Annotated in this window: 19 protein-coding genes; 7 read left to right on the forward strand and 12 right to left on the reverse strand. The window is 54.1% G+C overall.

Features of this window, described 5'->3' with window-relative positions; translation table 11 throughout:
* The 6 genes from dnaA (at position 1) to GC087_RS00030 (ending at position 8492) form a co-directional block, all read left to right on the forward strand.
* Complete coding sequence (dnaA, locus tag GC087_RS00005; protein WP_006121378.1) at positions 1–1407, forward strand: chromosomal replication initiator protein DnaA; 1407 nt, start codon at positions 1–3, stop codon at positions 1405–1407.
* 4 nt (positions 1408–1411) lie between these two features.
* Positions 1412–2512, forward strand: coding sequence for a DNA polymerase III subunit beta (gene dnaN / locus GC087_RS00010; RefSeq protein WP_006121377.1), 1101 nt, complete (start codon positions 1412–1414; stop codon positions 2510–2512).
* Between the two features lie 125 nt (positions 2513–2637).
* Positions 2638–3723, forward strand: a complete 1086-nt coding sequence (gene recF, locus GC087_RS00015) for a DNA replication/repair protein RecF (RefSeq protein ID WP_006121376.1) — start codon at positions 2638–2640, stop codon at positions 3721–3723.
* 17 nt (positions 3724–3740) lie between these two features.
* Complete coding sequence (gyrB, locus tag GC087_RS00020) at positions 3741–6149, forward strand: DNA topoisomerase (ATP-hydrolyzing) subunit B (protein ID WP_006121375.1); 2409 nt, start codon at positions 3741–3743, stop codon at positions 6147–6149.
* Between the two features lie 171 nt (positions 6150–6320).
* A complete protein-coding gene (gene yidA, locus GC087_RS00025) occupies positions 6321–7130 on the forward strand; it encodes a sugar-phosphatase (protein ID WP_006121374.1) in 810 nt (269 codons plus the stop codon).
* 108 nt (positions 7131–7238) lie between these two features.
* A complete protein-coding gene (locus GC087_RS00030) occupies positions 7239–8492 on the forward strand; it encodes a YidR family protein (RefSeq protein ID WP_110268666.1) in 1254 nt (417 codons plus the stop codon).
* Here the strand turns inward: GC087_RS00030 and GC087_RS00035 are convergent.
* The gene (locus tag GC087_RS00035) at positions 8473–8835 is read right to left on the reverse strand and encodes a YceK/YidQ family lipoprotein (protein WP_006121372.1); all 363 of its coding nucleotides are present in this window, start codon (positions 8833–8835) and stop codon (positions 8473–8475) included. The two genes, GC087_RS00030 and GC087_RS00035, sit on opposite strands and share 20 nt — an antisense overlap.
* A gap of 276 nt (positions 8836–9111) precedes the next feature.
* Here GC087_RS00035 and ibpA point away from each other — a divergent pair, with 276 nt between their 5' ends.
* Complete coding sequence (gene ibpA, locus GC087_RS00040; RefSeq protein ID WP_006121371.1) at positions 9112–9528, forward strand: small heat shock chaperone IbpA; 417 nt, start codon at positions 9112–9114, stop codon at positions 9526–9528.
* Between the two features lie 201 nt (positions 9529–9729).
* Here the strand turns inward: ibpA and GC087_RS00045 are convergent, their stop codons facing one another.
* The 11 genes from GC087_RS00045 to GC087_RS00095 form a co-directional block, all read right to left on the reverse strand.
* Complete coding sequence (locus tag GC087_RS00045; protein WP_110268692.1) at positions 9730–10659, reverse strand: Rpn family recombination-promoting nuclease/putative transposase; 930 nt, start codon at positions 10657–10659, stop codon at positions 9730–9732.
* A 225-nt stretch (positions 10660–10884) separates the two neighbouring features.
* Positions 10885–11796, reverse strand: a complete 912-nt coding sequence (locus GC087_RS00050) for an EamA family transporter (protein ID WP_058701535.1) — start codon at positions 11794–11796, stop codon at positions 10885–10887.
* A 158-nt stretch (positions 11797–11954) separates the two neighbouring features.
* The gene (locus tag GC087_RS00055; RefSeq protein ID WP_324029393.1) at positions 11955–13205 is read right to left on the reverse strand and encodes a valine--pyruvate transaminase; all 1251 of its coding nucleotides are present in this window, start codon (positions 13203–13205) and stop codon (positions 11955–11957) included.
* Between the two features lie 80 nt (positions 13206–13285).
* Entirely contained in the window at positions 13286–14260 is a 975-nt protein-coding gene (gene ghrB / locus GC087_RS00060) for a glyoxylate/hydroxypyruvate reductase GhrB (protein ID WP_205952431.1), read from the reverse strand.
* Between the two features lie 71 nt (positions 14261–14331).
* Complete coding sequence (locus GC087_RS00065; RefSeq protein ID WP_039339172.1) at positions 14332–15612, reverse strand: MFS transporter; 1281 nt, start codon at positions 15610–15612, stop codon at positions 14332–14334.
* Between the two features lie 33 nt (positions 15613–15645).
* Positions 15646–16599 (reverse strand): sugar kinase, encoded by a 954-nt coding sequence (locus GC087_RS00070; RefSeq protein WP_054688589.1) that lies wholly within the window; start codon positions 16597–16599, stop codon positions 15646–15648.
* A gap of 9 nt (positions 16600–16608) precedes the next feature.
* Positions 16609–17358 carry a sugar phosphate isomerase/epimerase family protein gene (locus GC087_RS00075; RefSeq protein WP_324029395.1) on the reverse strand — a complete coding sequence of 250 codons (750 nt, stop codon included), beginning with the start codon at positions 17356–17358 and terminating at the stop codon, positions 16609–16611.
* 139 nt (positions 17359–17497) lie between these two features.
* Positions 17498–18523 (reverse strand): LacI family DNA-binding transcriptional regulator, encoded by a 1026-nt coding sequence (locus GC087_RS00080; RefSeq protein WP_205952433.1) that lies wholly within the window; start codon positions 18521–18523, stop codon positions 17498–17500.
* Between the two features lie 62 nt (positions 18524–18585).
* The gene (locus tag GC087_RS00085; RefSeq protein WP_324029397.1) at positions 18586–19575 is read right to left on the reverse strand and encodes a LacI family DNA-binding transcriptional regulator; all 990 of its coding nucleotides are present in this window, start codon (positions 19573–19575) and stop codon (positions 18586–18588) included.
* A 161-nt stretch (positions 19576–19736) separates the two neighbouring features.
* On the reverse strand, positions 19737–20399 hold the full coding sequence (locus GC087_RS00090; RefSeq protein WP_006121355.1) for an OmpA family lipoprotein: 663 nt from the start codon (positions 20397–20399) through the stop codon (positions 19737–19739).
* Positions 20400–20515: 116 nt separating this feature from the next.
* Positions 20516–21076 carry a DNA-3-methyladenine glycosylase I gene (locus GC087_RS00095; protein WP_033737277.1) on the reverse strand — a complete coding sequence of 187 codons (561 nt, stop codon included), beginning with the start codon at positions 21074–21076 and terminating at the stop codon, positions 20516–20518.
* Between the last annotated feature and the right edge of the window lie 188 nt (positions 21077–21264).

The following is a 21264-nucleotide window of genomic DNA, read 5'->3' on the forward strand; positions in this document are numbered from 1 at the left end:
GTGTCACTTACGCTTTGGCAACAGTGTCTTGCCCGTTTGCAGGATGAGCTTCCTGCCACCGAATTCAGCATGTGGATCCGTCCACTGCAGGCTGAATTAAACGACAATACGCTTGCCTTGTATGCTCCTAACCGCTTCGTACTCGACTGGGTTCGGGATAAATACCTAAACAGCATCAACGCATTGCTGAACGAATTCTGCGGTGCCAATGTCCCGCTGTTGCGTTTTGAGGTGGGCACGCGCCCGGTTCAACACGCCGCAGCGGTCAGCCAGCCCGCGATGGCCAGCGTCAGTGCGCCGGCGGAGCCTGTGCCAAGCCGTCCGGCACCGACACAGATTTTACGTCCGAGCTGGGACAACGTGCCTGCTCCTGCGGATGTGACCTATCGGTCCAATGTTAACAATCGCCATAACTTCGATAACTTTGTTGAAGGTAAATCTAACCAACTGGCGCGCGCGGCGGCACGCCAGGTGGCCGATAACCCTGGCGGTGCCTACAATCCGTTGTTCCTTTATGGCGGTACTGGCCTCGGCAAAACTCACCTGCTGCACGCCGTGGGTAATGGCATCATTGCGCGTAAGCCAAATGCGAAAGTGGTTTACATGCATTCCGAGCGCTTTGTGCAGGACATGGTAAAAGCGCTGCAAAATAACGCGATTGAAGAGTTTAAGCGTTACTACCGCTCGGTTGATGCGCTGTTGATCGATGACATTCAGTTTTTTGCCAATAAAGAGCGTTCGCAGGAAGAATTTTTTCACACCTTCAATGCCCTGCTGGAAGGCAATCAACAGATCATTTTGACGTCGGATCGTTACCCCAAAGAGATCAACGGGGTTGAAGATCGACTGAAGTCACGGTTTGGCTGGGGCCTGACCGTGGCGATCGAACCGCCTGAACTGGAAACCCGCGTTGCGATCCTGATGAAAAAGGCGGACGAAAACGACATTCGTTTGCCGGGCGAAGTGGCCTTCTTTATTGCCAAGCGTTTACGTTCGAACGTGCGTGAGCTGGAAGGGGCACTGAACCGGGTGATTGCGAACGCTAACTTTACCGGTCGGGCGATTACGATCGATTTCGTCCGCGAAGCATTGCGGGATCTGCTGGCCCTGCAGGAGAAACTGGTCACTATTGATAATATTCAGAAGACCGTTGCGGAGTACTACAAAATTAAAGTCGCGGATTTGCTCTCTAAGCGCCGTTCGCGCTCAGTCGCGCGTCCGCGTCAAATGGCGATGGCGATGGCGAAAGAGCTGACCAACCACAGTTTGCCGGAAATTGGCGATGCTTTTGGCGGTCGCGACCATACCACGGTGCTTCATGCCTGCCGCAAGATTGAGCAGTTGCGTGAAGAAAGCCACGACATCAAAGAAGATTTCTCTAATCTCATCAGAACATTATCTTCGTGACGCTATGAAATTTATTGTTGAACGTGAACAGTTGCTAAAGCCGCTGCAGCAAGTCAGCGGCCCCCTTGGTGGTCGTCCGACGCTGCCGATCCTTGGCAACCTGCTGATGCAGGTGAATGACGGATCGCTGTTGCTGACCGGCACCGATTTGGAAATGGAAATGGTGGCGCGCGTGGCGCTTACTCAGGCGCACGAGCCTGGCGCAACCACCGTGCCGGCACGCAAATTTCTCGATATTTGTCGCGGCCTGCCGGAAGGCGCAGAGATCAACGTCACACTGGAAGGCGAACGGATGTTGGTGCGCTCTGGCCGCAGCCGTTTCTCGCTTTCGACCTTGCCCGCCAGCGACTTCCCCAACCTGGATGACTGGCAGAGCGAGGTGGAATTCACGCTGCCGCAGGCAACGCTGAAACGGCTTATTGAAGCCACGCAGTTTTCCATGGCGCATCAGGACGTGCGTTACTACCTGAACGGCATGATGTTTGAGACCGAAGGCGAAGAACTGCGTACGGTCGCCACCGATGGTCACCGTCTGGCCGTCTGTTCCATGCCCGTTGGCCAGGCGCTGCCCAGCCATTCGGTCATCGTGCCGCGTAAAGGGGTTATCGAGCTGTTGCGTCTGCTGGATGGCGGCGATACGCCGCTTCAGGTACAGATTGGCAGCAGTAATATCCGTGCACATGTGGGCGACTATATCTTCACCTCTAAGCTGGTGGATGGTCGCTTCCCGGATTATCGTCGTGTGTTGCCCAAGAATCCGGATAAGGTGCTGGAAGCCGGTTGCGATCTGCTGAAACAGGCGTTTGCCCGTGCTGCGATTCTGTCGAATGAGAAATTCCGTGGCGTTCGTCTGCATATCACCGAAAATCAGCTAAAAATTACCGCGAATAACCCGGAACAGGAAGAAGCGGAAGAGATGCTGGATGTCAGCTATAACGGCAGCGAGCTGGAAATTGGGTTCAACGTGAGTTACGTGCTGGACGTGCTGAATGCGCTGAAGTGCGAGAACGTCCGTTTGCTGCTGACGGATTCTGTGTCGAGTGTGCAGATTGAAGATGTCGTCAGCCCGGCGGCGGCCTATGTCGTCATGCCTATGCGCCTGTAGGCCATCGTACGCTGGCCTGCTCGCCATTCGGGTTTCGGACAGTATTGTCCGTGACCCGAGCGGCTTGTTTTTCAAAGGCACAATCCCTTTCATCCTGACTTTTGCCCTTCACGCTGGATTGATTCATGGCTTTAACCCGCCTGCTAATAAAAGATTTTCGCAATATTGAACAGGCTGACCTGGCGTTAGCGCCGGGATTTAATTTTCTGGTGGGCGCGAACGGTAGCGGCAAAACCAGCGTGCTTGAGGCGATCTATACGCTGGGCCACGGACGTGCGTTTCGCAGTTTGCAGGCGGGACGGGTAATTCGGCACGATCAGGCCGCCTTTGTGCTGCATGGCCGGCTGGAAGGCCAGGAGCGCGAGTTCTCCGTCGGGCTCAGTAAAAATCGCGCCGGGGAGAGCAAAGTCCGCATTGACGGCAGCGACGGACATAAAGTGGCTGAGCTGGCGCAGTTACTGCCGATGCAGTTGATCACGCCAGAGGGTTTTACCCTACTTAATGGCGGTCCTAAATATCGCAGAGCCTATGTCGACTGGGGCTGCTTTCACAATACGCCGGGTTTTTTTAATGCCTGGAGCAACCTGCGGCGCCTGCTCAAACAGCGCAATGCGGCATTGCGTCAGGTCACGCGCTACAGTCAAGTTCGTCCCTGGGATCAAGAACTGGTGCCGCTGGCCGAACAGATTAGCCAGTGGCGCGCCGAGTACAGTGACGCGATCTCAGCCGAGATCGTCACCACCTGCGGGCAGTTTTTACCCGAATTTGATCTGCGTTTTTCGTTCCAGCGCGGCTGGGACAAAGAGAGCGATTATGCCGAACTGCTTGAACGCAACTTTGAACGCGATCGGGCCTTAACCTACACCGCCAGCGGCCCGCATAAAGCGGACTTTCGTATTCGTGCCGAAGGTACGCCGGTGGAAGATTTACTCTCACGCGGGCAGCTTAAACTGCTGATGTGTGCATTGCGTCTGGCGCAGGGCGAGTTCCTGACTAACCAGAGCGGACGCCGTTGTGTTTACCTCATTGATGACTTTGCCTCTGAACTGGACGACAGTCGCCGCCGCCTGCTGGCGGAACGACTGAAGGCGACTCAGGCTCAGGTCTTTGTCAGCGCCATCTCGTCCGAGCATGTAATCGACATGACTGACGAAAAGGGCAAGATGTTCCGCGTGGAACAGGGTAAAATAGCGGTTCAACCTAAAGATTAAATGAGCGAGAAACGTTGATGTCGAATTCTTATGACTCTTCAAGTATCAAAGTTCTGAAAGGGCTTGATGCGGTACGCAAACGCCCGGGCATGTACATCGGCGATACCGATGACGGAACCGGTCTGCATCACATGGTATTCGAGGTCGTGGATAACGCAATCGACGAAGCGCTCGCCGGTCACTGTAAAGATATCGTTGTCACCATCCATGCGGACAACTCGGTTTCCGTACAGGATGACGGACGCGGTATTCCAACCGGTATCCACGAAGAAGAAGGCGTGTCCGCGGCAGAAGTGATCATGACCGTGCTGCACGCTGGCGGTAAGTTCGACGATAACTCGTATAAAGTCTCGGGCGGCCTGCACGGCGTGGGCGTGTCTGTGGTTAACGCCCTGTCACAGAAGCTGGAGCTGACCATTCGTCGCGAAGGCAAAGTGCACCAGCAGATTTATCTGCATGGCGTGCCCGAGGCGCCGCTGGCGGTGACAGGCGATACCGACGCGACCGGTACCCGTATCCGTTTCTGGCCAAGCCATGACACGTTCACCAACGTGACCGACTTCGAATACGACATTCTGGCGAAGCGCCTGCGTGAGCTCTCTTTCCTGAACTCCGGTGTTTCCATTCGTCTGGAAGACAAACGTGACGGCAAAAACGACCATTTCCACTATGAAGGTGGGATTAAAGCGTTTGTTGAGTACCTGAACAAGAACAAAACGCCTATCCATCCGACCGTATTCTATTTCTCAACCGAAAAAGACGGCATTGGCGTGGAAGTAGCCCTGCAGTGGAACGACGGCTTCCAGGAGAACATCTACTGCTTCACTAACAACATTCCTCAACGCGACGGCGGTACGCACCTTGCCGGTTTCCGCGCCGCGATGACGCGTACCCTGAATGCCTACATGGATAAAGAGGGATACAGCAAGAAGGCCAAAGTCAGCGCCACCGGTGATGACGCGCGTGAGGGCCTGATTGCCGTGGTGTCGGTGAAAGTGCCGGATCCAAAATTCTCTTCACAGACCAAAGACAAGCTGGTGTCTTCTGAAGTGAAATCGGCCGTTGAGCAGCAGATGAATGAACTGCTGGCGGAATATCTGCTGGAAAATCCGGGCGATGCAAAAATCGTTGTCGGCAAAATCATTGATGCCGCCCGCGCCCGTGAAGCCGCGCGCCGTGCCCGTGAAATGACACGCCGCAAAGGTGCGCTGGATCTGGCTGGCCTGCCGGGCAAGCTGGCGGATTGTCAGGAGCGCGATCCGGCTCTGTCTGAAATCTACCTGGTGGAGGGTGACTCCGCGGGCGGTTCTGCCAAGCAAGGCCGTAACCGTAAAAACCAGGCTATTCTGCCGCTGAAAGGGAAAATCCTTAACGTTGAGAAGGCGCGTTTCGATAAGATGCTGGCGTCTCAGGAAGTGGCTACGCTGATTACCGCGCTGGGCTGCGGCATTGGCCGCGACGAATATAACCCGGATAAACTGCGCTATCACAGCATCATCATCATGACCGATGCGGACGTCGACGGCTCGCACATTCGTACACTGCTGTTGACCTTTTTCTATCGTCAGATGCCAGAAATTATTGAGCGTGGTCACGTCTACATTGCTCAGCCGCCGCTGTATAAAGTGAAAAAAGGCAAGCAGGAACAGTATATTAAAGACGATGAGGCGATGGATCAGTATCAGATCGCTATCGCCCTCGACGGAACGACGCTGCACACCAATGCCAGCGCACCGGCATTAGGTGGTGAGCCGCTTGAATCTCTGGTCGCGGACTTTAACAGCACGCAGAAGATGATCAAACGTATGGAGCGCCGTTTTCCGCTGGCGATGTTACGTGCGCTGGTCTATCACGACACGCTGAGCGATCTGAGTAATGAAGCGGCCGTTAACGCCTGGATTAACGGACTGGTGAGCTATCTGACTGAACGTGAAGCGCACGGCAGCACCTATGTGGCACACGTACGTGAAAATCGTGAGCTGAATCAGTTTGAGCCTGTTTTACGCGTACGGACCCATGGCGTGGACACGGATTATCCTCTGGACAGCGAATTTATTATGGGGCCGGAATACCGCAAAATTTGCGCCCTGGGTGGCAAACTGCGCGGCCTGCTGGAAGAGGATGCTTACATTGAGCGCGGTGAGCGCCGTCAACCGGTATCCAGCTTCGAACAGGCGATTGAGTGGCTGGTGAAAGAATCCCGTCGTGGTCTGTCTGTACAGCGCTATAAAGGTCTGGGTGAGATGAACCCGGATCAGTTGTGGGAAACGACAATGGACCCAGACAGCCGTCGTATGCTGCGTGTCACCATTAAAGATGCGATCGCCGCCGACCAGCTGTTTACAACCCTGATGGGGGATGCCGTTGAACCGCGCCGCGCCTTCATCGAAGAGAACGCGTTGAAAGCCGCTAACATCGATATCTAATCGCGCCAAACGATGTAAAACCCTTCCTCGTGAAGGGTTTTTTTTTGCCAGATCATCGTGAACCGAAACGTGACGCGTTATGGTTCATGCGTGCTGATAAGCGCCGATAAACTGGTCAATGTGAGCTGAATCGCGCTAGCATTGCTGCAAACCCGACACAATGAGGATGCTATGGCTATTAAACTGATTGCAATTGATATGGATGGCACGCTGCTGAATCCGCAGCACGAGATCACCGCAGGCGTAAAATCGGCACTGAACCGCGCCCGGGAAAAAGGGGTTTCCATCGTGTTGGCGACCGGCCGACCTTATGTTGGTATTGAACGTTATTTAATGGAACTTGATCTCCATACGCCAGGTCAGTACTGCATCAGTAATAATGGCGCGCTTGTTCATCGGGCTGAAGATGGTGAAGTCGTCGCCGATGTAACGCTGGGCTTTGACGATTACATGTATGTTGAGAAGCTGGCCAGAGAACTGGGCGTGCATTTTCAGGCGTTTGATAAATCACACCTGTATACGCCAAATAAAGATATCAGCGAATTTACGATTCATGAAGCCAGCCTGACCGGCATCCCGGTACGTTATCGGGCCGTTGAAGAAATGGATCCGGCAACGCGTTTTCCAAAACTCATGATGATTGATAAACCCGCTCTGCTTGATGCGGCCATCGCCAGACTGCCTGAGCATGCGCACCAGACGTATACCATTTTGAAAAGCGCGCCCTACTATCTGGAAATTCTCGACCGTCGGGTAAACAAAGGTTATGGCGTAAAAATGCTGGCGGAGAAACTGGGTTTGCAAGCGGAAGAGGTCATGGCGATAGGCGATCAGGAAAATGATCTGGCGATGATTGAATACGCAGGGACCGGCGTCGCGATGGGCAATGCGATTGATTCTGTGAAAAAAATAGCCCAGTTTGTGACCAAAACCAATATGGAAGATGGGGTTGCGCACGCCATTGAAAAATGGGTGCTTTAATCGGTTTCTTTTATGGGTAAGATCGCGCAGTCAGGTCAGTCATCTGCACGGTTTTATCCATAACATCACTGCAACTGTCAAATAACGCGCCTGCTCACGAGTGCTTTCATGCCTGAAAAACAGATTACTTTTGCTCCTCGTCATCATCAACTGACCAACATCAACGTCTGGACGCCCGACAGCCAGTGGCTGGCCTTTGATGTGCGGCCTTCCGGCGCGTCGTTCACCGGTAAGACAATTGAACGCGTTAATGTGAATACCGGCGAAGTGGAAGTGCTGTATGAGGCAACGGCGGGCGCCCATGTTGGCGTGGTGACGGTTTGTCCCACCTTACCCGAGCGCTATGTCTGTATTCATGGGCCAGAGCATCCTGACGACAACTGGCATTATGACTTTCATCATCGCCGCGGCGTGATCATTGAAGCGGGTCAGGCCGCCAGTCTGGATGCATGCGATATCACGCCGCCCTTTACGCCAGGTGCTTTGCGCGGCGGTTCTCACGTCCATGTTTTTAGTCCGGATGGCTCGCGCCTCAGCTTCACCTATAACGATCACGTGATGCACGAGCTGGATATCAGTCTTGATCTGCGCAATGTCGGCATTGCCGTCCCGTTAAAAGCAGTGAAACCAGAAAAACAGCATCCGCGCGAATATGATGGCAGCCATTTTTGTGTAGTAGTCAGTGAAACGACAGCGCACCCACAGCCGGGCAGCGATCAAATCAATCGGGCCTATGAAGAGTGCTGGATTGGTCATCAGGGCTATGAAAAGCCGGACGGCAGCCGTCAACGCTGGGCCATCGCCTTTATTGGCGACACGCTTTCCGCAGCAGGAGACAAGCATCCCGAGGTATTTGTCGTCGATTTGCCAGAGGCACTGGAAGCCTATGCCAAACCCGGCCGCTCACCGCTGGAAGGGGACAGCCACCATCTACCTGCGCCACCAGCGGGGGTTCAACAGCGACGGTTAACCTATAGCAAGGGACTGGCGCAACAACCTCGCCACTGGTTACGTAGCTCACCCGATGGCAGCGCTATCGCCTTTTTGATGGCGGACAGCCAGCAGGTGATTCAATTATGGTGGGTATCGCCTAACGGCGGTGAACCGCGCCAGATAACGCGGCTGAACCACAGCATTCAGTCTGCATTTAGCTGGCATCCTCGTGGTGAAGCCATTGCCTTTATTTGCGACAACAGCGTGATGCTGTGTCACTGGCAAACGGGAGAGTGCGAACGCTTAACCGCCCGCACCGGGTCGGCACCGTCCGGGGATGCGGTGGTCTGGTCACCGGATGGAAAAAAGATCGCTTTTATGCGGGAAAAAGAGGGCTGGCAGCACCTGTTTACTGTGACGGTTGCATAGCGGGCATGGGCTGAGCATGCGCCAGATTCTCCTCGGTGTGGGCCAGCTTTTCACTCTGAAGCACGCGGGCACGCGGCGAATCCAGGGCTTTATCCTTGTCGCTGCGATAGTAATCCCAGGGCAGTAACAGCGTATCCATGACGGCAGAAAAAGGCAGATCAACCAGCGCCAGGGGCTTTAGCGCCCAGCTGGCCTGACTGTCCGTCAGAATGTCAGCACTGGCACGTGTGCCCGGATAGTAGCCCTGACTTGCACCGGTATGCGTCATGACGCTGGAACATCCACCGGAAGCGACTGCGCAACACATCACGCCAGCCAACGGTAACCTTTTCATCATTTTCATATGTCGTCCCTTCGATTCTGGCACCTGATTGCGTGAGCGCACCAGCGTACCCTCTCAGTCATGAAGTCCGTTCTGGTCCGGCAATTTACCCTTGAGTGTATGCCATTTCGCCAGTTTGGCGAAAAAAATCATGCATCGGGTCTTGAAAGCCTGGCGTCTGCACCCATTTTCTAAACAGGGTCGTTAAGGCTGCCGCCGAAAGGGGCAATGCGGTCCTGCACAACCTGTCCAATAGTGGAAGGTTGCCAAAACTTGCTGACATTCAGGAGTCTTTTTATGCGTAACTTTGATCTGTCTCCCCTTTATCGCTCTGCCATCGGATTTGATCGCCTGTTCAATCTGCTTGAGTCCAATCAAAATCAGAGCAACGGTGGTTATCCCCCTTACAATGTTGAACTGGTTGATGAGAATCATTACCGCATCACTATCGCGGTAGCCGGTTTTGCTCAGAGTGAACTGGATATTACGGCCCACGACAACGTGCTCATCGTGCGTGGTGCGCATCCGGAAGAGCAGACAGAACGTAAATATCTCTATCAGGGCATCGCCGAGCGTAATTTCGAGCGTAAATTCCAGCTGGCTGACCATATCGTCGTGCGCGACGCGCGCCTGGAAAATGGTCTGCTGAGCATCGATCTTGAGCGTTTGATTCCTGAAGAAGCGAAACCACGCCGGATTGAAATTTTAAAATAAAGCGGCCGTGACGGCTGAGTAAACATGAGAACGGTCACAGCATACAGGTTGTGGCCGTTTTTTTATGACCGCGACAAGCAGATTGATGCGGATGCGGCGAAGCGATCAGTGATGGCCTGATGGTAAGAAAACGAAAAGCATCAGGTCGCGTTGACAAACGCAGGGCTTCACCTGTCCCGCGCCTTCTTTTGCAGGTTCAGATCAATGCTGAATCTGTGCCAGATCTGCTTCACTCAACCCGGTCATTTTCATTACGGTTGTTCTGTCCAGGCCATGCTGCAGCATAGTGCGCGCAACCTCGCGTTTACCTTCATTACGGCCTTCATGCCGCCCGGTCTGAATACCCTTCTCAAAGCCCTTCTGCATACCTTTTTGTTCAAGCTGCTGTGCAATGGTCATAAGCGTGTCTCCGTGTTGCGGCACCCGCAGGGCCAGTTCCTGAATAAAAGCCTCGACGTCTGGGGTTTCACCCGCCTGCACAATGTAGTGCACCAACGATACAATCTGTGATGACGAAAGATAACCGGACAGCAGCACAGGGACAAGTCTGTCCATCAGATTTGCGAGATCGCGCTGATGGATGTGCTTTTGCAGCAGCGTCAGTGCCGCCATGCTGCGATGTTCCACAATCTCATCGTCAGGCATTACCGTAATATCAACCAGAGGGAAGCAAGTACTGTAGAGCCTGCGAGCCAGTGCCGGATGCGTAAAATCATCCAGCCAGCAGGTAGAATAAGGATAGGGTCTGCGTTTACCCATATAAAACAGCACCGGTATCACCAGCGGCAGCGTTTTATAGCCGGCATCCAGGTGGCGCTGCATGGCCGCGACCGCGTAGCGAAGAAGCCTGAACGCCATATGCCTGTCAGGTGAAGACTGATGTTCGATCAGGACGTACATATATCCCTCACCCGCTGTCGTTTTGAGACTATACAGCACATCACTGAAATACTGCCGGAGATCCGCTTCAACAAAAGAACCGGACGCCAGTTTTAATGTCCGTAAGTCGCAAATCGCGCGCAGATCTGCGGGAAGATGAATTTCCATGAAATCGCGGGCAATGTCAGGTTGGGTGAGAAACTGACGAAAGGTTGCATCATGCGGTGTTGGCGTTGCGTTTTTCTTCTTCATCATTGCTGGCCCGGTTGTAAAGCACACGGGCGAAAGTCGTGATGAGTGAAAAGAGTTGTGTGGTCGCCCTGGCAATGCGGATACTTCCATGCATCCGCATTGCTGTCCAGGCGGAGGTTTTATTCTGCGAGCGGGCTGCCAAAGCCAGCCCGAAAACGCGCGCATGCACAGGCATTTACGAAACGGTAGTTTCGTCGGGCACGTCAGTTTGACGAGTGGTAAGCGCTAATGTTGCGGCTGCCTGAGCCAGCGCTGACCAATCACGCCACCAAACATATTGACCAGCAGCCCGACAATGATGATTACAGCACCCACAATCTGCTGGCGTGATAAGGTTTCCCCCAGCACCAGGGCTGCCGAAACAATCCCAACAACAGGCACCAGCAGGGAAAGCGGTGCCACACGCCAGGTTTCATAACGGCTAAGCAACGTACTCCAGATGCCGTAACCCATAATGGTCGCCACAAAGGCCAGGTAAATCAGCGCCATCACCGTCTGTAGATCAATGTGCGTCAGACTGGTAATGATTGCCGACCGGCCTTCAAACAGCAGCGAACAGGCAAAGAAAGGAACGACGGGCACCAGCGCGCTCCAGACCACCAGCGACATAACCGGTACGGGATAATGCCGGGTGATGATTTTATTGGTGATATTCCCCAGCCCCCAGGAAAACGCCGCCGCCAGCATAAGCATCATAGTGGTCAGTGTTATGCCGGCGGCGCTCTGGCCAGCCATGCCGGAGGTGGCTAATAAAAAAATGCCTGAGGTGGCAATCAGCATGCCCGCAATGTGATTCCAGCGCAGCTTTTCGGCCAGAAACAGCGCCCCAAGCAGCAGCGTAAAGAACGCCTGCGCCTGTAATATCAGCGAAGCAAGGCCTGCAGGCATACCCAGTTTGATGGCCAAAAACAGAAACGCAAACTGCCCAAAACTGATGGTCATGCCGTAAAGTAAAAGCCACTTTACTGGCACAGCAGGACGGCGCACCAGTAAAAGGGCAGGAAAGGCAACCAGTGCAAAACGCAATCCCGCCAGCAAAAAGGGAGGCATGTTATGCAGACCCAGTTTTATGACAACGAAGTTCACGCCCCACGCAATCACTACACACAGGGCTAACAGCCAGTCTTTTCCCGACACCGCACTCTCCTTTTGCCCGCGCTGGCCCGCACGGCCATATGCGCATCACGTCTGTTAATAATGCAAAATGCCTTTGCGATCGGGTTAAGGCAGCGTTGCGCTTCATCAAGGCCGGCCGGATAGAGACGACGCCTTGTTGCCCGATCGGGTCTGTAGATTTAACTGTCGCGCCAGGCGATCTCCACTTCTTCAGCCAGAATCTGTATGGCGCGCTCAATGTTTTCCGCATCCGGTACATAATTCATGCGCATGCACTGGTGCGTGTGCGGCCAGTCATGCTCCAGACCCGGAAAGAAAAAGTGGCCCGGCACCATCAGCACGCCCCGAGCTTTAAGCCGCTGGTACAGCAACTCCGTACTGATCGGTAAATCCCGGAACCACAGCCAGAGAAAAATTGCCCCCTCCGGTTTATGGATCAGACAGCGTTCCGCCGATAAGTAGCGGCGAATAAGGGTGATCGTTTGCATCACCTTGTGCTGATAAAAAGGTTTAATCACTTCTTCAGACAAGCGCAGCAGATCGCCACGTTGAATCATTTCGCTGGCAATGGCCGGGCCAATACTGCCCGGTGCCAGGCTGATGATGCCGTTCATGTTACCGATCGCGGTAATCGTGCTCTCATCGGCGATGATGATCCCGCAACGTGCGCCTGGCAGACCGAGTTTGGATAAACTCATGCAGAGAATGATATTGGGGTTCCACAGCGGCCGCACATCACTAAAAATAATGCCGGGAAATGGCACACCATAAGCGTTGTCGATAAGTAACGGCACCTCATGCTGCTGCGCCAGCGCATCCAGTTGCAGAAGTTCGTCATCCGTAATGACATTGCCGGTTGGATTGGTCGGGCGCGATACGCAAATCAGCCCCACATCGTCATTCATGGGGAGATGTTCAAAATCGACGTGATACTTGAACTGCCCTTCCGGTAATAACTCTATGTTGGGCCTGGCAGAAATAAAGAGGTCTTCATCCAGACCCGCATCAGCGTAACCCAGGTACTCTGGAGCCAGAGGAAACAGCACCCGTTTTTTACTGCCGTCACTGCGCCGCCCCGCGAACAGGTTGAAGAGATAAAAAAATGCGCTCTGACTGCCGTTAGTCAGCGCGATATTTTGCGCAGTGACAGACCAACCGCACTGCTTACGTAGCATTGCCGCCAGGGCATCCAGCAGCACGGCTTTACCGCGTGGACCATCGTAATTGCATAAGGCCTCACTCAGTTTGCCCTCGTCGTGCATCTGCTGCAGCAACTGCTGAAAATAATCGTTCATTGCCGGGATCTGTGCGGGGTTCCCGCCGCCAAGCATGATCGTGCCGGGCGTACGCAGGCCTGCGCCCATGTCTTCCATCAGACGTGAGATGCCGGAATGTTGAGTAAACTTGTCGCCGAACTGAGAAAAAGCCATAGCGGTTAAAAATTTGTAATAAAGAATGGGATAACCACCATAACGCCCGCTCCCGGCGGGCGCAATGGGCAGCCGCAGGATTACTTCAGCACCTGAGGATTCACGCAGTTCTTTTCAACCTTGCCGCTCAGGGCGGCAATGAGATTTTCTACCGCGTCCTGCATCATCCCATAGCGGGTTTCGTGGGTTGCAGAGCCAATGTGCGGCAACGTAACAACATTCGGTAACGACAGCAGCGGCGAGTCAGTCGGCAGCGGCTCTTTTTCGAAAACATCCAGCCCGGCGGCGTGGATCGTGCCCTCTTGTAGCGCGGTAATCAGGGCATTTTCATCTACCACTGGCCCACGGCCCGCGTTGATCAGCACCGCACTGGGCTTCATCATCGCCAGCTGTTCTGCGCCAATTAAATGATGCGTTTCTTCGGTAAGCGGCAGGCTGATGCAAACGAAATCGCTTTCTTTGAGCAGCGTTTCCAGCTCACACCGGCGGGCTGCAAACTGCGATTCGGCCTGGTCGTGCTGACGGCGCGCATTGTAGAGAATGTTCATGCCGAATCCGAAGTGCGCACGCTGGGCCAGCGCCATACCGATGCGTCCCATACCAAGAATTCCCATCGTCTTATGGTGCACATCCATGCCAAACCGGTCCGGACCAATACTTTTTTGCCAGTTGCCAGCTTTCACCCAGGCATCCAGCTCCGGTATACGTCTTGCCGTACTGAGAACCAGCGCCATGATGGTGTCGGCCACCGTTTCCGTCAGTACCGTTGGCGTGTGCATCAGCACTATCCCTCGCTGATTCAGGGCATCCACATCAAAGTTGTCATAGCCGACAGAAACGCTGGAACAGGCGCGCAGTGCGGGCATTTTGGCCAGTAACTCGCCGTTGACTTTTCCGCCCGAACCCAGCATTCCTTCGGCCTGTTGCAGTGCGTGCGCATGTTGCTGCTGGCTTTCGGGTGATAAATCGTTGATTTCGGTGATCGTGGCATAGTCTGCGAGACGCGCACGGAGATCGTCAGGCAATTTTTTATAAAGAATGACGGCGGGTTTCATCAGATAGCTTCCTGTAAATAAATGACGGGCAACACAAAGGTCGCCCGGAGAAGATGCTAACGCTTACGCTTTCAGGCCGGTTTCGCGCCTTGTAGCGGAGGCGCCTTATTTTGTGCGGGTTTGACGATAAGCGTCAGGACCACGGACAGCAGTAGTGCGCCACCCATAAAAATATAGGAGGCCGAAGGACTGCCGGTTGCCCCGTTCAGATAACCCACAATCCAGGAGCCGATAAACGAGCCCAACGCCCCCATACTGTTGATAAGCGCCATTGCGCCGCCGGAAACATTGCGGGGCAGCATTTCCGGAATAATGGCAAAGAACGGGCCATAAGGCGCGTACATCGCGGCACCGGCGACGACTAACAAGGTATAAGACAGCCAAAAATTGCCCGAACCTACCATGTACGAACCGAGGAAGGCGAAGGCACCCACCAGCAACAGTGGCCAGACAAACAGTTTACGGTTTTGCGTTTTGTCCGATGCCCAGGACACCACCACCATCGCAATCGTGGCTGCCAGATAAGGCACAGCCGATAACCAGCCCGCTTCCACCATGCCCATTTGTGTACCGTTGCGCAAAATTGAAGGCAGCCACAGGACAAAACCGTAAACGCCAATACTCCAGGCAAAGTACTGCATACAGAGAATGATCACGTTACGATTGCGAAAGGCTTCGCCGTAGTTGCGCACCGCTTTGATGCTTTCTTGCTCTTTTTGCAGCGCGGCCTGTAGCGCGGCTTTTTCTGCATCGCTCATCCAGCGCGCTTGCGCAGGCTTATCCTGTACCATAAACCACCAGGCAATGGCCCAGATCACCGCAGGAATGCCTTCGAAGATAAACATTTCCCGCCAGCCAAACGCCTCTATCAGATACCCTGAAACCACGGACATCCACAGGACCGTGACGGGATTACCGAGAATTAAAAAGGTGTTTGCCCGCGAGCGCTCAGATTTTGTAAACCAGTTACTGATGTAAATCAGCATAGCAGGCATTACCGCAGCCTCGACAACCCCCAGCACAAAGCGAATCGCCGCCAGCACAGGGATGTTGCTGACAACGCCGGTGAGTGAAGCACAGCCGCCCCACAACAGCAGGCACCAGAAGATCAGTTTTTTTACACTGCGGCGCTCCGCATAGATCGCCCCAGGGATTTGAAAAAAGAAATACCCCAGAAAGAACAACGCACCCAGCAGGGAAGACATTCCTTTGGTAATGCCCAGATCGTCATTGATGCCAGCGGCGGATGCGAAGCTAAAATTTGCCCGATCCAGATAGGCAAGACTGTAGGTGATAAACACGATGGGCATAATGAACCACCAGCGTTTAGGCGCGATAATCTGCGTTTTCATCGGGAACTCCTCTGTTTCTGTTTGCGGGCCGGGCTACACATCACCTAACTGCTGACGCGTCGGCAAACCTTCGCTGTCACCACTCACCTGAATCGCCAGTGAACCAATTTTGTTCCCCCGGCGAATCGCCTCTACCAGTGGTTTCCCTTCCAGCAATGCACTTATGACTCCCACGGCAAACCCATCTCCGGCCCCGACCGTGTCCACAACCTGATCAACTTTGATTGCCGCCACCTGGCCCTGCTCACCCCCGGCTGTCTTATACCAGGCGCCCTCGCCGCCGGTTTTAATCACCACCGCTTTTACCCCTTTATCGAGATAAAAATCGGCAATATCCTGCGGTTGGCGATAGCCGGTTAAGATGTAACCCTCTTTTTCACCGGGCAGTACCCAGTCTGCGTATTCCGCTAACAGATTGAGCTGCTTACGCATTTCCTCTTCGCTGCGCCACAGCACCGGACGCAGATTAGGATCAAACGAAATCGTTTTACCCCGTGCCCGCATCTCTTTCGCAGCATGCCTGGTCAGCTCAAGCGAACTGTCTGATATTGCTGCCGCCACGCCGCTCAGATGCAAATGGCGTGCAGAGCCAAAATAATCGTGGTCAAAATCCTCGGGTGACAGATGACTGGCAGCGGAGCCTTTGCGGAAATATTCCACGAGCGGATCGGAACCATCATCCACTTTAGATTTAAGCTGAAAGCCCGTGGGATAGCGTGGATCGACGGTCACCTGACGATGGTCGATATTTTCTTTATCCAGCACCTGACAAATAAAACGACCAAACGCGTCCTGTCCAATACGGCTCACCCAGCCCACTTTCAGCCCGAGGCGTGCCAGACCGATGGCGACATTCAGTTCTGCACCTGCGGCGCGTTTGATAAATGTTTCTACTGCAGCCAAATCACCCGTTTCGCGGGCGACAAACATGGCCATGGCTTCGCCGATCGTGATGACATCAAGCGTACCGTTAGGATGAGTCGTCATTTTTACTCCTCAGACATTACGCAGCAGCGTCACATAATGGCGCGTAACCGCAATCAGATTGTCGCCTTCCAGCGGAAATTCAATACCGCGAGGGGCTCTCGTCGGTAGCCGATGCAACAGGTCTTGCCAGCCCGGTCCGGCATCGTCGAGCGCAATAGCGCGATAGCTTTTCCCCTGCGGCACCGCTGCTTTGACGTGCACGTAACCCACCTGGTCGGTCAACAGGACTGCAGCCTGCTCCGGGTTTTCGCCTGTCCAGTGCCAGTTCCCCATATCGAAAGTCATGCCAATCGGCAATGCCGCCTCACGGGCAGCGTTAAAAAAGCGCAGCATCGGTTGCAGTTTGCCGTGCACTGTCTGGTCATTTTCCACGGTCAGCGGCACGCCATATTCCGCAATCAGCATGCGCAGTGTTTCGCTGTACAGAGCCCCCGTAAAATTGCCCAGCGCCACCTTTAGTCTCTGCGCGTTTAGTTGGCGAGCTTCGGTAAAATAACGCGTCAGCAAAGGGTTCAGCTTGCCGTCCTCACTGAACAAGGTATCGGGTACAGAATAGCTGGCGCGCAGCCGGTGCTGATCAATGGCCAGCGCCAGCGCGGGCAGGTCATCGAAAGTCGTGTCATCGAACAATTCGCGACGGATTTCCACACCGTCCGCACCAGCCTGCTGAATGATCGGTAAGAGCGCCCTTTGTCCGCCCAGCGCAGCAATCTGTTGATGTCCATAAGCCGCCGTGACGACGATAATTTCGGGCTCCATTGCGGACTCCTGAGGGGGAAAATCGGTATTAACGTTATAAAAACGTTAAATGGAACCGGTTCCAAAGCAAAGTAGCAAAATGCGGAATTATGATCGTGCTCACGAAGCAAGCACGTAAGTGAAGGGAACAATCTGAAAATTAGCGAAGACGCTGGCTTGATCCCCGGACAATCAGCTCACCCGAGAAAACCTGCTCACAGGGAGGATGATCGTGGCCTTCGATACGCGAAATCAGGCGCTCCAGCGCATGGTAGCCAATCTGCCAGGTGGGCTGTTTAAGCGTGGTAATCCCGACACCTGCCAGCGCCGCCCACTCCAGCTCATCAAACCCCAATAAACCCATATCGCTTCCCCAGTGCAAATTTAGACGCTGAAGGGAACGGGCCACCTGTAAGGTCAGCGCACCGTTTGCCACCATAACTGCGCAACGCCTGTCTGCATGACGCTGACAGAAGCCATGCAAGACGGTATCCATCACATCGGGCTGATGCAGCGAGACTTCTGCATTTTCATGGAGGATGGCCGGATGCGCAGCCAGACGCTGGCGAAACGCCTGCAGGCGCTCACGACGGGTATTCACGCTGCCTAAGGGTTCACTCAAAAACAGCAGCGCCTCATAACCGTTATCAATTAAGTGATCGGTGGCCGTTTCTGCCGCTTCAGCATTATTCAGGCCCACCACATCACAGGGAAAATCGGGGATTTTTCGGTCAATCAGCACCATCGGCAGCAAAGATTGCTGCAGCCGGCTCAGTACCTTTTCATGCATACCTACCGCGTTAACGACAATGCCTTCAACCTGATAGCTACTCAGCAACTGCAAATAATGCTGTTCAAGATCGACTTCATTGTTGGTGTTACACATAAGCAATGTAAAGCCGCAGGCACGACAGGCCGCTTCAATGCCGCACATAACGTCCACGGAATAGGGATTGGTGATATCGGCAATGATTAACCCGATTAGCCGGGTTCGCCCCCGTTTAAGCCCGCGCGCCATCTGGCTTGGCCGATAGTTAAGATCGCTAATTGCCTGTTCAATGCGCGCTTTTAAGTCGGGAGAAAGCAGATGCTGTTCGCCGTTAAGATAACGCGAGACGCTGGTTTTCCCGGTTTTTGCCGCGCGGGCAACATCGCTAATAGTGGCGCGAGAAGGCCTGATTTTCATAGAATATTCCGCAAATTACGCATGCCGCGAGACTACCACAGGCGTCCGGCATGACAAACACGTTAGCGCTGTGCGGGCAGTTGCAGACTGGGTTGCCACAAGACCTGTAGCTGGGCCAGCGGTGCGCCGTCCAGTAACTGCATCACCATGGTCGCAAGCTTTTCGCCTCTCTCCTGCTCACTGGCCTGACGAATCGCAATAACCGGAAAATCAATGATGGCGTCAACCGGGAGTCCATCCCAGGCCATCAAAGTGATGGCATCCTTACCCTGCAGTCGTCCTGCCTGCTGAAGCGCCATTAACGCGCCTTCGGCCAGCGTACTGCTATCAGTAATAATGGCCTGAGGTTGTAGCCCTTCAGCCAGCCAGGCGGAGACTTGTTGATACCCTGCGCGGCGCGAGGGAGCAACCGCCGCAGTGGCATAAGGTGGTACGGAATCCAGGGCGTTCAGGTAGCCCTGACGGCGATCGCGAACAAACGTACAGCGTTCGTTTCCCCCGAGAAAGGCGATGCGCTGCATGCCCTGGGTCAGGCAGTGTTTTACCGCCAGCGCGGAACCTGCGGCGTTATCGACATCAAACCAGGCATGATTTTGCTGTGCATCAGTGCGCCCCAGCGAGAGAAAATTAAAGCCCTTCTGCTGTAGGCAGCGCAGGCGTTCGTCCTGCGGCAAGGTGTGCGTGATGATTAGCGCATCGACCACGCGACTGCGTAGCATACGCATCAGTGAACGCTGTCCGTCACAGGGTTTATCCGTCAGCAACAGCAGGTCGATATCATAGTGGGAAAGACGCTGGTCCAGCGCCAGTAATATCTTATTGAAATGGATATCGCTGAGGGGTGGGGCGCTCATCGGGTAGACGACGCCGACCGCGTTAGCGCGTCCGGTTTTTAAACGCCGGGCAGCTACGTTAGGACGGTAGCCACGTCGCCGGGCTTCTTCTTCCACGCGCTGACGCGTGTGTTTTGCTACATCCTCATACCCATTCAGGGCGCGACTCACGGTGGTTACGGAGAGCCCCAGGACTGACGCAATGGCTTTAAGTGACATGATGCGTTATCCATTGTTCAATTTGAACCATGCTGGCATAAAGCGTTAACTGGCACTGTGTACAGGCACCAACTGGAAACCTTACCGAGTTTATTGTCTAAAAATTGTCGAATAACTGACAGTAGCATGTCTTTCGCCCCCAGTGACAGGGGGCGAAATGATCAATTTAACGGGCTCAGCGTAATTTCAACCCGGCGGTTTTGGGCTTTGCCTGCTTCAGTACTGTTGGTCGCAATGGGGCTGTCGGGGCCGACACCCTGCGTATGCAGACGGTCAGCCGCCACGCCCTGTACGATCAAGGCGCTGGCCACGCTTTCTGCGCGCTGCTGTGACAGGCGCATATTCAATGCGCGCGACCCCGTACTATCCGTATGCCCCACCACGTTTACGGCCGTTTTCGGATACTCTTTTAGTACCATTGCGACGCCGGTCAGGGTATTGGCACCGGCTGGCTTCAGACTGCTGCTGCTGGAATCGAAGGTCACATTGTTTGGCATATTCAACACAATATTGTCGCCCTGGCGCGTCACACTGACGCCCGTACCCTTCATTTTATCGCGCAGTTTTGCTTCCTGAACATCCATGTAATACCCCACACCGCCGCCTAAGGCTGCGCCGCTGGCGGCACCGATGAGTGCCCCTTTACCCCGATCTTTCTTCGAGGATGAAAGCACGCCCACACCGGCGCCGACTAATGCACCAAGACCCGCCCCCACGCCGGATTTTCCGGCCTGCGACTCGCCGGTATAGGGATTCGTAGTACAACCGGATATCACCAGGCTACCGCTGATTAATAACGAGATGGCAATCAATTTTTTCTGCATTATGTGTCCCTTGGGTTTCTCTAATCGGGGCGCCCCGGCCCCTTACTGGCCCTGATTATGCCGCGTAAAAGTGAGGGAAATCCTGAGACAATGTCTTATTTTGTAAAGGAGCGGTGTTAAATGTTATCAGGATGGCAAAAGCAGTTGGTTTGGTGATCGTTAATCAGGCCGCAAGCTTGCATAAAGGAGTAACAAATTGTCGGACCGATGAATTTGAAACCACGCGTCTTTAATGCTTTAGAGAGTGCTATAGCCTGCGGAGAGGTGGTCGGGCTCTGTTTGTAATCCGCATAGTGGTGAACAATTGGCTGGTTATCGACGAACTGCCAGACGAAATGGGCAAAATCTTCCCCTTCCGCCTCCATCGCCAGCATCGCTCTGGCGTTGGCAATAATCGCCGCAATTTTACCCGGGTGACGAATGATGCCGCTGTTTTGCATAAGTTGGACAACGTCCTGATCGTTCATCAATGCCACCGCCTGCGGATCAAACTGGTGAAAGGCCGCGCGGTAATTCTCGCGTTTTTTCAGCACCGTAATCCAGGATAACCCGGCCTGTTGACCTTCCAGACACAGCATTTCAAACAGCGCCAGTTTATCTCTCTGCGCACGGCCCCACTCATTGTCATGGTAAGCCAGATAGAGGGGATCCTGCGTAACCCAGCCGCATCGTTGCATCATGGTATTCCTTTATAAAGCGCCAGTTTGTTGACCGATGGTAGAGGGAAACTGCCACCATTTGAACCCGCCACATGACAAAATGCGAGGCGGCTTCCATAGTCACCACCACATCCGTAAAGCATTGAAAGCGAAGGCAGCCCCACGCCAGGCGAATACAATGATAACGATAGTCATTTTCAGGTCAT

The organism is Pantoea sp. JZ2 (genome assembly GCF_035191405.1).
GTDB classification, from domain to species: domain Bacteria; phylum Pseudomonadota; class Gammaproteobacteria; order Enterobacterales; family Enterobacteriaceae; genus Pantoea; species Pantoea stewartii.